Raw genomic sequence first — 12,724 nt, forward strand, 5'->3', positions numbered from 1 at the left:
CGATGCCCTCACCCGGCCACGGGCAAGTTGCGGCATGATCAGGCCATGCTGATCTCCACCACCTCCCTGTTGGCCAGCCTGTTGACACTGGCAGCGGCCGAACCGGCCACTGCCGGCGGCAGCGCCGCGCCCAGCCCGTCCGTACGCATCTACCGCTGCGCCGACAGCAATGGCCAGATCGCCCTGCGCGATGCGCCCTGCCTTCAAGGCAGGCAGCAGGTGCTGGACATGGTCCGGCCCAAGGATCCGCCCCCGCGCGAACCGCTGCTGACCGTCAGGCCCACGCCTGCCGCCGCCGATGCTGCCCCGCCGCCACGGGTGATCGTGGTCCACAGCCAGCCCCTGTTCGAGTGCACCACCCCCGAAGGCGAGCGTTATACCGCCGATGACGGCCAGGGCAACCCACGCTGGGTGGAAGGCCCGCTGGTGCCGGTCTTCATTGCCGCCCCCACCCACCACGCCGGTCCGCCGCCGCATCGCCCGTCGGCTGGCCGTCCCGGACACGGGCATGGCCCCGGCCCGGGCCGGCCCGTGGTCGGCACCTATGTGGCCAGCGGTGGGCAGTGGGTACGTGACACGTGCCAGCAGCTGGGCCGGCAAGAGGCCTGCAGCGTGCTGGGGGAACAGCGCTGGGCCCTGATCAGCCGCTACAACAGCGCCCTGAGCAGCGAGCGCGAGCAGCTGGTGCGCGAACAGCGCCGGGTCGAGCAACGCATGCAGCAGCAGCCATGCGAGGGTTGATCCTGCTTGGTCTGGGCCTGCTCGCGGCCAGCGCCCACGCCGGCGACACGGTGATCTACCGCTGCACCGGCAGCGATGGGGGCGTTGCCCTGCAATCGATGCCGTGCCCGGCCGGCAGCCGCAGCGAGGTGCGCCGGCTCAGTGCCGACTACGCCCCGCCGGTGCTCAACCTGCCCGCGCCCACTCCCGTGCCTGCCGCGAGCCCCACGCCTGTGGCCGCACCTGAGCCTGCGCCAGCGCCCGCCGCGCCGGCACTGCGGGCGGTCCTGCCGCTGCCTGCCCTGCACCACTGCCAGCCGCGCAGCGGCGCGGCCTATTACACCGACCGCCTGGAAGACACCGTGCGCTGCCTGCCGATGCGCGTCACCGGCCTGGACGGCAACCCCGCCACCGGTGCTGGCGAGGCCTGCGAAGTGCAGCGGGACCGCTGCCAGGGCGTGCCTGAGGCCGATGCGTGCAGCGCATGGGGGGAGTACCTGTCACAGAGCCGCGAGCGCTTTGCCAACGCGCCCAGCCGCTCCAGCAGCGAAACCGACACCCAGTCGGCGCAGATCGCCGCCCTGCTCGCTGCCAGCCACTGTGCCGGCAGCCCGGCTCAGAAGCCGTAACGCAGGAAACCGCCGTCCACCGCGATGCACTCGCCGGTGACATAGCTGGCCGCCGGCAGGCACAAAAAGGCCACTGCGGCGGCCACTTCCTCCGGCTCGCCGATGCGCCCCATCGGCGTGCGCGCGATCACCTCGTCGTAGTAATCCGGGTCGGACAGCGGCCCGGATGTGCGCCGGGTACGGATGTACCACGGCGCCACCGCATTGACCCGGATGCCGTCGCCGGCCCACTCACAGGCCAGGTTCTTGGTCATCTGGTGCATGGCCGCCTTGGTCATGCCGTAGACCACGCCACTGCGCACATGGGTCAGGCCGGACACGCTGCCGACATTGACGATGGCCGAGGCGCCATGGCGTGACAGCAGCGGGTGGGCATAGCGGCACATCTCGAAGGCCGAGAACAGGTTGGTCTCGAAGATCTGCCGCCACTGCGCCTCGCTGTAGTCATTGGCCGGCAGCGAGATGTTGCCGCCGGCGTTGTTGACCAGCAGGTGCAGGCCATCGGCACTGTCCTCGACCCAGTCCATGATTTCCTGGCGCTCCGAATCCAGCGAGACATCGGCGGCCATCGCCTGCACCGACTGCTGCGGGTACTGCTCGGCCAGCTCGTCGCGCACGCCTTCGAGCATGTCGGCATCGCGCGCCACCAGCAGCACATCGGCGCCCAGGCCCAGCAGCTCGCGGCTGATGGCCAGGCCGATGCCGGCACTGGCTCCGGTGATCAGGGCGGTCTGCCCGGCAAGACCCCAACGTGTGCCACTCATGGCCCCAACTCCTGTACCGACGCGGCGGCAGCAATCAAATCAGTGCCTAGGATAACCCGCACAAAAAACAACGCCGGCACTCAGGCCGGCGTTGTCAGCTCATACGGTGGCAAAGCCCCGTATCAAAGCTCGCAGAAGCAGTGTGCCAGCGCCTTGGGCGGCTGCCCCGGGCCGGCCTGCTGCAGCTGGTCCTGGACAAAGCGCAGGTCGGCATCGGCCTGCGGCAGCACCCGGCCCAGCATCAGCACATCGGCCAGGCCACTGCGCCCCAGCAGGGCAGCACCGACCGGGCTGTTGCCCAGCTGTGCAAGGAACTGCTCGAACGGGGTGCCTTCCTTTTCGATGTAGCGGATACGCCAGCGGTCATCGCTGCCCAGCTTGGCCCGGGCCGCAGCATCGGCCACCGCCTCGCGCAGGCCGCCGAAGCTGTCCACCAGGCCACGCTCGTGCGCCTGCACACCGCTCCAGACCCGGCCACGGGCCACCTGGTCAATCTCTTCCACGCTCTTGCCACGGCCGGCAGCAACGCCGCCGATGAAGTCGTTGTAACCCTTCTCGATCACCGCCTGGATGACCTGGGCCACGCCCGGGTCCATCGGCCGGGTCGGGTCGAAGGCACCGGCAAAGCGGGTGGTGGCCACACCGTCGGTGCTCACCCCGACCTTGCCCAGCGCGCGGCTCAGGTTGGGGATCATGCCGAAGATGCCGATCGAGCCGGTGATGGTGGATTCATCGGCCCAGATCGCATCGGTATCCATGCTGATCCAGTAGCCGCCGGAAGCGGCCACATCGCCCATCGAGGCCACCACCGGCTTGCCGGCGGCCTTCAGCGCGACCACCTCGCGGCGGATCTGCTCGGAGGCAAATACCTCGCCGCCGGGCGAATCCACGCGCAGCACCACCGCCTTGACCTTGTCATCCTCGCGCGCGGCGCGCAGCAGGGCCGAAGTCGAATCACCACCGACACTGCCGGCCGGCTGCTTGCCGCCGCTGATCGCGCCTTCGGCCACCACGATGGCCACCTGGTCACGGCTGTCCAGCGGGTTGTGCGAACGGGCCAGGTGGGCCTGGTAACCCTCGACGCCGACCCAGCGGTAGCCGCGGTCCTCGTCCTCGTCGGCCTTGCCGCGCTCGGCAATCAGGGCATCGAACTCGGCGCGGGTCTTCAGCCCGTCCACCAGCTTGAGCTGCAGGGCATGCCGGGCCAGGTCGCCACCAGCGGCAATCACCCCTTCAGGCAGGGTGTCGATGCCGGCATTCAGGGCGGCCACGTCCAGCTTGCGCGCGGCAGCCACTTCGGCCACGTAGCGCTGCCAGATGTCACCCATCCAGTACAGGTCTGCTTCCTTGGACTCGGCCGAGGCGGCATCGAGCACATACGGCTCGGCCGCCGACTTGTACTCGCCGACCTTGAACAGCTGCATGTCCACGCCGAGCTTGTCGGCCAGCAGGGTGCGGTAGTACTGGCGGTAGCCGGACAGGCCTTCGAGCATCAGCCCGCCCATCGGGTCCAGGTAGACCTCGTCGGCATGGGCGGCCAGCAGGTACTGGCCCTGGCCCATCGACTGGCTGTACGCCACCACCTGCTTGCCCTGCCCACGCAGCTCGTCCACCGCACGGCCCAGCTCGCGCAGCGAGGCAAAGCCGGAGGGCGAGAACTTGTCCAGCTCCAGCACCACGCGGGTGATCTTGTCGTCCTTGCCGGCCGCGCGCAGCACGCTCATCAGGTCACGCAGCTGCACTTCGCTGTGGCCGCCATCGCCCATCGCCTTGGACAGCGCGCGGGTCACCGGGTCACTGGTGTACTGCTCCACCAGGCGCCCTTCCGGCGCGATCACCAGGGTGGTGTCCTGGCCCAGCGGCTTGGGGCCGGAGCGCGAGCCGAGCAGCGAGCCGGCCAGAAACAGCACCGCCAGCAGCAACAGGCCACCGAAGAAGACCAGGTTGAAGATCAGGCGGCGGGTGAAATTCATCAGATCCCACAAGCCGACAAAAAAGCCGGCCACCGGGGAACGCGGGGAACGCAGGGGAGGAGGGTTCATCAACGTCTCCAGAACGGGAATGACACAGGATCAGGGTAGGCGCGGCGTTTGACCAGTCCAACCGCCGAAGGTCAGGGTGCTGGCTGGCATGCCAAGGCCTGCAGGCGGCGGCCCTGCCAGCGCAGGCGCAGGCCCATCAGGATGGCAGCGGCGGTCAGGCCACCGATCAGCCCCAGCCACATGCCCTGCGGCCCCCAGCCCAGGCCCAGGCCCAGACCGGCGCCCAGCGGCATGCCGATGCCCCAGTAGGCGGCCATGGCGATGAACATCGGCACCTGGGTGTCCTTCATCCCGCGCAGGGCACCGGCACTGAGCACCTGCAGGCCATCGGGAAACTGGAAGGCGGCGGCGAACAGCAGCAGGGTCGCGGCCAGGCTGGCCACGGCCAGGTCTTCGGTATACAGCCCGACCACCGCGTTGTGGCCAAACAACAGCACCAGCGCCGACAGCGCCTGGGTGGCCAGCACGATGGCAATGCCGGCCCATACCGCGCGGCGCACACCCAACGGGTCATTGCGGCCCACCGCGGTACCGACCCGCACAGTGGTGGCCTCGGCCACGCCCATCGGGATCATGAAGCACAGCTGGGCCACGTTGATGGCGATCTGGTGGGCACTGGCCTCCACCGCCCCGATGCGGCCGATCAGCAGCGCGGTGACGATGAACAACCCACCTTCCATCAGCACGGTGATGCCGATCGGCAGACCGGTACGCAGCAACTCGCCGATGGCCCGCCAGTCCGGCCCCTCGAAACGTGCGAACAGGCCCAGGTGGGCAAAGCGCCGGGTCCACCACAGGTAGCCGGCAAAGCACAGCGCCTGCAGCCACATGGTCACCGCCGAGGCCATGCCCAGGCCGGTGGCACCCAGCTCGGGCATGCCCAGGCGGCCATTGGCCAGGGCCCAGCCCAGCGGTGCCAGCACCAGCAGGCCACCAAAGCCCAGCAGCATGGTCGGCAGGGTCCAGTGCATGCCCTCGGTGAGGTAGCGCATGCAGAAGAAGAAGGTCAGCGCCGGTACGCCCCAGCGCACCGCATGCAGGAAGCCAGTGGCCCCGGGAATGATCTCCGCGGCAATGCCCATCATCGGCAACAGCGCCGGCACCACACTGAGGAAGGCAAACATCACCACCGACAGCAGCGCCGACAACCACAAGGCCTGGCGGAACAACGGTGCGATGCGCTCGTGCGCGCCGGCGCCATGCAGCTGCGAGACCGAGGCGGTCAGCGAGATCAGGGTGCCGATCGGCACCAGCATCGGCAGCCACAACAGGGCCGTGCCCACGGTCACCGCGCCCAGCGTATCGGTGCCGTGGTGGCCGGCGATGACATTGTCGACGAAGGAGATCAGGCCGGTGGAGACATGGCCCAGTACCAGCGGCAGGGCGAGAAAACCGGTGGCGCGGATTTCAGAGGAAAACCGCACAGGGGAAGCAGCAGGAGAAGACATGGAGGCCGAAAGCGGACTGCGGGCCACGCTGAAGATGCGCGTCTACCGGGTCACGGCGGCCCCTATGGTAACCGCCCGCCATGACAGCACCGGCAAATGCCGTGCTGCCGCCTCAGGCTCCAGCCTGCTGGCGCAGCCAGCTGGCCCGCTGGGCCGCCGGCAAGGCCAGCAATGCTTCGCGCAGGCTCTGCCGCTGTTCCGGTGCGGTGCGCTGGGCCAGCCGTACCAGCCGCTCCAGCGCGGCCTCATCCAGTTCGTGCAGCAGGGCCAGCAGGGTCGCCTGCTGGCCGGGCTCGACATAGGCAAACAACGGCTGCAGGCCGGGCCAGTGCCTGCCCAGGCGCGGCCCCAGACGCCAGCCATCGCGGTGGAAACGGTCCAGGCCGGCAAAGCTGCGCTGCAGCTGCTGCTGTTGTTCGGGCGGCAACTGCCGGTACTGCTGCCAGGCCTCGCGGATGCGCTGCTGTTCCACCAGCGGCAGGCGCTGGAACTGCTGCTGCCAGGCCTGCAGCTGATGGGCATGCACCGCGCCGGCCGGGGTTGCCGCCAGCGCGTGGGACAATGGCAGCCACAGCAACACGCCCAGCCAGGCCGTGCGCAAGTTCAATGCCGGCATGGCTCAGTGCGCCTGCCCGGCCCCGGAGGCCAGGGCCAATGCCTGCGGCGCCGGGCTGCGCGGCTGCTCGCTTGATTCATCCACCGGCAACGGGCCACCGGCGGCCACCCAGGCCAGGAAATCGGCCTGTTCCAGCAACGCCGCCTGGGCCGGGTCAACCACCGGTTCGACACTGGCCGGCGGTGCTGCCGGCGGCAGCTCCAGTTCCTGCAGGGTTTCAGTTTCCACCGGATTTTCCACATCCAGCCCGGTGCCCGGTGCCTGCTGCTCCTGCCCGGCGGTTGTCTGGTCAGCAGAACCGCCAAGCCAGGCCCAGCCGATCCCGGCCAGCAGCACCGCACCACTGAGCAACCACAGCCACTGGCCGAGCCGGGACTTGCGCGGCGCCGGCTTGACCCGCTCGCGGCGCTCGGCCTGCATCACCGGCATGGCCTGCTCACGCACCGGCGCCTGCGGGCCGCTGCTGACCAGACTCTCGCGCAGGCGCTCCAGCTGGGCCTGGCGCTCGGGCGAAAGCTCGCGCACCCGGGCCTGGACGGCCTCGGCCAGGCTGCGCCAGGCCAGTGCATCGGGCTGGCCGGCGCCATCGCGCGGGCAGGCCTGGGCCAGCCACTGGCAATAGACCTGGGTGTCCACCCCCAACGCCAGCGCCGCCTGGGCCTCGTCCAGGCCGGCACCGATGCGCAGCAGCAGGGCCAGACGCTCGCCCTCGCCCAGCTGCATCAGGTGGGCCAGGTCCTGCGGCCAGGCTCCGTCATCTGCCGGTTGGCGCAACTGCGGGGTACTGCCCAGCAGCCGCCAGAAATGTTCGGGCCACTCGTTCATCGGCAGCTCGGCCGCCACCGGCACGAAGGCACGCATGGCCACGGCGACCGCACGCTCGGCCACCAGCACTTCGCCACTCTGGAATTCAGCAACGACCAGGGCGCGGCGTTCGACACCGCGGATGAAGGCGGCAAGCGCCGGAGAATTCAAAGGGGTTGGGGCAGTCACGGCTGACTTTGCTTGCAAACAGGCGCTCATCATACCGGCGCTGCCACAACACATGCCGTACACAAACCAAGATTGCCCCCTGGCTAGCCTGAAGCGGGGCCTTGCGTCAAGGTTGTACACAAGCAGGCTGAGCGGCCAGCGACCTTGCCCAATCTGCTCCATCGTCGTGCGCGCCACCGATGTTCCACGCCCAAGTGCCTGTTTTATAAATACTTTATCGCATGGCTATTTTTTATCCATTTTGACTCAAAGCCCCCAGCCACCGCCGTTACGGCGTGGAGCCTCGCACTGGCCCACAGACTTATCCACAGATGATGTGGATAACCGAAAAACTCCAATACACGCCAAGGTTTACAAAGCATTCATACGAAAACGCCACGCTCTGACCCGGCCACAGGCACTACACTGACCGCATCATGCCCTTGCCGATCACCCGCCTCCGGGTCGCCGTACCGGTCCCGCTACCCCGCCTGTTCGACTACCTGAATACGCCTGAAAACCAACCCTCACAAGCCCTCGGCTGCCGTGTGCGGGTGCCGTTCGGGCCGCGTGAGCTGACCGGCATCGTGGTCGCCACCGACCCTGCCGGCAGTGCGGCCGACAGCACCCTGAAGCCGATCAGCCGCTGGCTGGATCCGGACCCGGTACTGGCCGGCGAACTGCTTGACAGCCTGCACTGGCTGAGCCGTTACACCCATGCCCCGCCCGGCGAGGTGATCAGCGCGGCCCTGCCCTCGGCCCTGCGCCAGGACCAGCCCCTGCCTGACACCCGCGCCTGGGGCTGGCAACTGACCCCCGCCGGACAGGCCGGTGTGGCCAGCCTGCGCGCCGGCGGCCGGCCACGCCGGCTGGCCGAACTGCTGGCCCCCCGGGCCACAAGCGAAGAGGCCCTGGACCAGCAACTGGAGGATTGGCGCAGCGCCGCCCGTGATCTGGGCAAACGTGGCCTGGCCGAGCGCGTTGCCCTGGCCGCGGCCCCCATCCCCGTTGCGGCCGCAGGCCCGGTGCCCAATGCCGAGCAGGCCGCTGCCGTGGCCGCCATCCAGGCCGCCACCGGTTTCCAGCCCTTCCTGCTGGACGGGGTCACCGGCAGCGGCAAGACCGAGGTCTACCTGCAGGCCATCAGCGCCTGCCTGGCCGCCGGCCGCCAGGCCCTGGTGCTGGTCCCGGAAATCGGCCTGACCCCGCAGACCCTGGCCCGCTTCCGCCAGCGCCTCGGGGTGCCGGTGCACACCCTGCACTCGGGCATGGCCGACGGTGCACGGGCACGCAGCTGGCTGGCCGCCGCCCGTGGCCAGGCCCGGGTCATCCTCGGCACCCGCTCGGCGGTGTTCACCCCGCTGCCCGAGGCCGGGCTGATCATCGTGGACGAGGAACACGACGCCAGTTACAAGCAGCAGGACGGCTTTCGCTACCACGCCCGCGATTTCGCCCTGGTCCGGGCCAAGGCCCTGGATGTACCGGTGGTGCTGGGCAGCGCCACCCCGGCCCTGGAAACGCTCAACAACGCCGCAGCCGGCCGCTATGTCCACCTGCGCCTGCGCAAGCGCGCGGCGGCCGCCGCCCCGCCGCGGGTGCGGATCATGGACATGCGCAAGCGCCGCCTGCATGACGGCCTGTCCGAAGAAGCCCTGCAGGGCATTGCCAGCCATGTGGCCGCCGGCGGCCAGGTGCTGGTGTTCAAGAACCGCCGTGGTTATGCCCCGGCCCTGCTCTGCCACGACTGTGGCTGGACCGCCCCCTGCCAGCGCTGCGACAGCCCGCTGACCGTGCATGCCGGTGGCCGCCGCCTGCAATGCCATCATTGCGGCGCGCGCCAGGCCGCACCGCTGGCCTGCCCGCAGTGCGCCGGGCTGGCCCTGCAGCCGCAGGGCATCGGCACCGAACGCCTGGAAGAACGCCTGCAGAGCCATTTCCCGGAGGTGCCGGTGGTGCGCATCGACCGCGGCACCACCAGCCGCCGCGATGCTCTGGAGCAGGCCCTGGCCGAACTGGGCCAGCAGCCGGGCATCCTGATCGGTACCCAGATCCTGGCCAAGGGCCATGACCTGCCGCAGCTGACCCTGGTGGTGGTGGTGGGCATCGATGAAGGGCTGTTCTCGGCCGATTTCCGCGCCAGTGAAAAACTGGCCCAGCAGCTGATCCAGGTGGCCGGCCGGGCCGGGCGCGCGCAACGTCCGGGCGAGGTCTGGCTGCAGACCCACCATCCGGCCCATCCCCTGCTGCAGACCCTGGTCAATGGCGGCTACCACGCCTTTGCCGCCAGCGAGATGGAGCAGCGCCAGGCCGCCGGTTTCCCGCCCTTCGCCCACCTGGCCCTGCTGCGTGCCGAAGCCCAGCAGCAGGAACAGGCCAATGATTTCCTCACTGCCGTGCGTGCCCTGCTGCCGGCCGGTACCGCGGTGGAGTGCTACGGGCCGATGCCGGCACCGATGCCACGCCGGGCCGGCTACCAGCGCAGCCAGCTGCTGCTGTCCAGCACCCAGCGCGCGCCCCTGCACCGCCTGCTCGACAGCTTGGTGCCGGGCATCCACGCCCTGCCGGCGGCCCGGCGGGTGCGCTGGTCACTGGACGTGGACCCGATTGACCTTTACTGACCGCTGCGCGCCGGTGCCGCGCTGCTGCGTGCCTCCGGGTGACGGCGGTCGCGCACATACACCGCCAGCTCCTGGCGGCGGATCTCGAACAGGCCACTGGCGGTGATCAGGTCCACCAGCTTGCGGTAACCGTAATTGCGCGGGTCCAGCGAGGCCCGGTTGGCAATCTGCTTGCCCACCGCTGCCAGCGAGGCCCAGCCGGCATCATCGGCGCAGGCCTCCACCGGCCCACGCAGCAGGTTGACCAGCTTGGTGTCGCCACGCAGCTGTGCCCCGGGCAGCGGCCCGCTGCGCTGGCTGCCGGCCGTGGCCACAGGGCCGCTGGCGGCCTCGCTGACACCACCGGAAGCCGCTACCACCACCGCTTCCGGGTCCTCGCCCAGCCCTTCCAGGTAGGTGAACTGGGAACAGGCATTGACGAACGGGGTCGGCGTCTTGCGCTCGCCAAATCCGTAGACCTTGACCCCCTCGTTGAGCAGGCGCATCACCAGCGGGGTGAAGTCGGCATCCGAAGACACCAGGGCAAAGCCATCCAGGCGCCCGCCATAGAGCAGGTCCATCGCATCGACCACCATGGCCATGTCCGAGGCGTTCTTGCCCTTGGAATAAGCGAACTGCTGCATCGGCCGGATCGCAAACTCGTGCAGCACCGCCTCCCACTGTTTCAGGTTCGGGCTTTTCCAGTTGCCGTAGGCACGCCGCACATTGGCCACCCCGTGGCGTGCCACCTCGGCCAGGACCTCGTCGATCTTCGAGGCCGGGGCGTTGTCGGCATCGATCAACACCGCAATCCGCTTTTCGGTTTCAGACACAGCGCACTCCATCATCCTGTCGCCGGATGGCCGGGACAGCCATCCACAGGCCTGCACCGTGGCACGTGCGAACATCGCCGGGCAAGCATTGATGCTTGCCTGCACCACGAGGTTGTATGCCTGTCTCCCGCTCCCACCCGCATCTGGTCATCATCGGCGGTGGTTTTGCCGGCCTGGCCACCGCCCGGGCCCTGGCCCGCGCCCCGCTGCGCATCACCCTGATCGACCGCCGCAACCACCATCTGTTCCAGCCCCTGCTCTACCAGGTGGCCACTGCCGGGCTGTCCTCACCGGACATCGCCGCCCCGCTGCGCCACATCCTGCGCCGCCAGGCCAATGTCAGCGTGCGACTGGATGAGGTCAGCGCCATCGACAGGAGCGCCCGCCAGCTGCAGCTGGGCGATGGCAGCGTGCTCGATTACGACCTGCTGCTGGTGGCCAGCGGCGCCACCCATGCCTATTTCGGCAACGATGCCTGGGCCACCCATGCGCCCGGCCTGAAGACCTTGGACGATGCCCTGCTGCTGCGGCGCAAGCTGCTGCTGGCCTTCGAGCGGGCCGAACGCGAGCCCGACCCGGCACGCCGGGCGGCCTGGCTGAGCTTTGTGGTGGTCGGCGCCGGGCCAACCGGGGTCGAGCTGGCCGGCACCCTGGCCGAAATCGCCCGGCATACGCTCAAGGACCAGTTCCAGCACATCGATCCCGGCGCGGCCCGGGTGCGCCTGGTCGAAGCCGGGCCGCGGGTACTGTCCAGCTTCCCCGAAGCCCTCTCGGCCAAGGCCCGGGCGCAGTTGCAGCGGCTGGGGGTGGAGGTACTGACCGGCACCCCGGTCAGCGCCATCGATGCCGACGGCATTGCCCTGGGCGACCAGCGCCTGCCCGCACGCACGGTGATCTGGGCTGCCGGGGTGGCGGCCTCGCCACTGGGCCGCTGCTTGGACACCCCGCTGGACCGGGCCGGCCGGGTCCAGGTGGCCCCGGACCTGAGCGTGCCCGGGCATCCGGAGATCTTCGTCGCCGGCGACCTGGCCGCCATCGCCCAGGCCGACGGCCGCCCGGTGCCGGGGGTGGCCCCGGCGGCCAAACAGATGGGCCGTTACATCGCCAACGTGATCCGGGCCCGGCTGGACGGCAAACCGGCACCGGCGCCGTTTGCCTACAACGACCAAGGCAACCTGGCCACGATCGGACGCATGGCCGCCATCGTCCACATGGGCCGGCTGCAGCTGTCCGGGGTGCTGGCCTGGTGGTTCTGGCTGGCCGTGCACGTGCTGTTCCTGATCGGCTTCCGCAACCGTTTCGTGGTCCTGCTCAACTGGGGCGTGGCCTACTGGAGCTACCAGCGCAGCGCGCGCATCATCCTCGGCGATCCCTACCAGGATCCGACCGGGCCGGGTACGCCATCCCCGCCGGATGCCTGAAGCCCACAACGCAAAAGGCCCGGTCAATGACCGGGCCCTTGCCAGTACCTGCCGCGCCGCAATCAGGCGGCGAACAGGGCCTTCATCTTCTTCAGCGCGTTGGCCTCGATCTGGCGGATGCGCTCGGCCGACACGCCGTATTCGTCAGCCAGTTCCTGCAGGGTCACCTTGCTGTCGGCATCCAGCCAGCGGCGGGCGATGATGTCGCGCGAGCGCTGGTCCAGCCCGGCCAGGCCATCACGCAGCAACTGCAGCTGGTTGTCCTCGCTGTCGGCACGCTCGTAGGCCTGCGACGGGTCCTCGTCCTGGGCCACCAGATAGGCCGCCGGGGCCGGCGGCGCACGGTCGTCGTCGTCATCGGGCGCATCAAAACCGACATCACGGCCGGACAGGCGCGCCTCCATCTCCATCACTTCACGCTCGGAGACGTTCAGGTCCTTGGCCACGGCGCTGACTTCAGCGGCGTTCATCCAGCCCAGGCGGGTCTTGGACTTGCGCAGGTTGAAGAACAGCTTGCGCTGCGCCTTGGTCGTGGCGACCTTGACGATGCGCCAGTTCTTCAGGATGAACTCGTGCATTTCGGCACGGATCCAGTGCACGGCGAAGGACACCAGGCGCACGCCCATGTCCGGGTCGAAGCGCTTGACCGCCTTCATCAGGCCGATGTTGCCTTCCTGGATCA

Annotated in this window: 11 protein-coding genes; 4 read left to right on the plus strand and 7 right to left on the minus strand. The window is 69.3% G+C overall.

The annotated features are described in order from the left end of the window. The first annotated feature begins 45 nt into the window (after positions 1 to 45). The gene (locus ABB30_RS08430; RefSeq protein ID WP_083489770.1) at positions 46 to 741 is read left to right on the plus strand and encodes a hypothetical protein; all 696 of its coding nucleotides are present in this window, start codon (positions 46 to 48) and stop codon (positions 739 to 741) included. After that, complete coding sequence (locus ABB30_RS08435) at positions 729 to 1,349, plus strand: hypothetical protein (RefSeq protein ID WP_152980648.1); 621 nt, start codon at positions 729 to 731, stop codon at positions 1,347 to 1,349. Before ABB30_RS08430 ends, ABB30_RS08435 begins: the two co-directional genes overlap by 13 nt. Here the strand turns inward: ABB30_RS08435 and ABB30_RS08440 are convergent. From ABB30_RS08440 to ABB30_RS08460, 5 genes are all read right to left on the minus strand, one after another. Next, a complete protein-coding gene (locus ABB30_RS08440) occupies positions 1,337 to 2,113 on the minus strand; it encodes an SDR family oxidoreductase (protein ID WP_057637863.1) in 777 nt (258 codons plus the stop codon). The two genes, ABB30_RS08435 and ABB30_RS08440, sit on opposite strands and share 13 nt — an antisense overlap. 122 nt (positions 2,114 to 2,235) lie before the next feature. Then, positions 2,236 to 4,155: a signal peptide peptidase SppA gene (gene sppA / locus ABB30_RS08445; RefSeq protein ID WP_057637864.1), complete on the minus strand. Its 1,920-nt coding sequence runs from the start codon at positions 4,153 to 4,155 to the stop codon at positions 2,236 to 2,238. A gap of 71 nt (positions 4,156 to 4,226) precedes the next feature. Beyond that, a complete protein-coding gene (locus ABB30_RS08450) occupies positions 4,227 to 5,603 on the minus strand; it encodes an MATE family efflux transporter (RefSeq protein WP_057637865.1) in 1,377 nt (458 codons plus the stop codon). A 112-nt stretch (positions 5,604 to 5,715) separates the two neighbouring features. Then, complete coding sequence (locus ABB30_RS08455) at positions 5,716 to 6,219, minus strand: hypothetical protein (protein WP_057637866.1); 504 nt, start codon at positions 6,217 to 6,219, stop codon at positions 5,716 to 5,718. A 3-nt stretch (positions 6,220 to 6,222) separates the two neighbouring features. Continuing rightward, positions 6,223 to 7,212, minus strand: a complete 990-nt coding sequence (locus ABB30_RS08460) for a hypothetical protein (protein WP_152980649.1) — start codon at positions 7,210 to 7,212, stop codon at positions 6,223 to 6,225. Positions 7,213 to 7,628: 416 nt separating this feature from the next. Between ABB30_RS08460 and ABB30_RS08465 the strand changes: the two genes are divergently transcribed. Then, positions 7,629 to 9,809: a primosomal protein N' gene (locus tag ABB30_RS08465; RefSeq protein ID WP_057637868.1), complete on the plus strand. Its 2,181-nt coding sequence runs from the start codon at positions 7,629 to 7,631 to the stop codon at positions 9,807 to 9,809. Here the strand turns inward: ABB30_RS08465 and ABB30_RS08470 are convergent. Beyond that, positions 9,803 to 10,621 (minus strand): NYN domain-containing protein, encoded by an 819-nt coding sequence (locus tag ABB30_RS08470; RefSeq protein WP_057637874.1) that lies wholly within the window; start codon positions 10,619 to 10,621, stop codon positions 9,803 to 9,805. The genes ABB30_RS08465 and ABB30_RS08470 overlap by 7 nt on opposite strands. Before the next feature lie 116 nt (positions 10,622 to 10,737). Here ABB30_RS08470 and ABB30_RS08475 point away from each other — a divergent pair, with 116 nt between their 5' ends. Continuing rightward, positions 10,738 to 12,042 (plus strand): NAD(P)/FAD-dependent oxidoreductase, encoded by a 1,305-nt coding sequence (locus ABB30_RS08475; protein WP_057637869.1) that lies wholly within the window; start codon positions 10,738 to 10,740, stop codon positions 12,040 to 12,042. 62 nt (positions 12,043 to 12,104) lie between these two features. On the opposite strand, the gene ABB30_RS08480 is transcribed toward ABB30_RS08475, so the two are convergent. Next, on the minus strand, positions 12,105 to 12,724 hold a 620-nt coding region (locus ABB30_RS08480; protein WP_057637870.1), incomplete at its 5' end, for an RNA polymerase factor sigma-32.

Source organism: Stenotrophomonas ginsengisoli, assembly GCF_001431485.1.
Taxonomy (GTDB): Bacteria; Pseudomonadota; Gammaproteobacteria; order Xanthomonadales; family Xanthomonadaceae; genus Stenotrophomonas; species Stenotrophomonas ginsengisoli.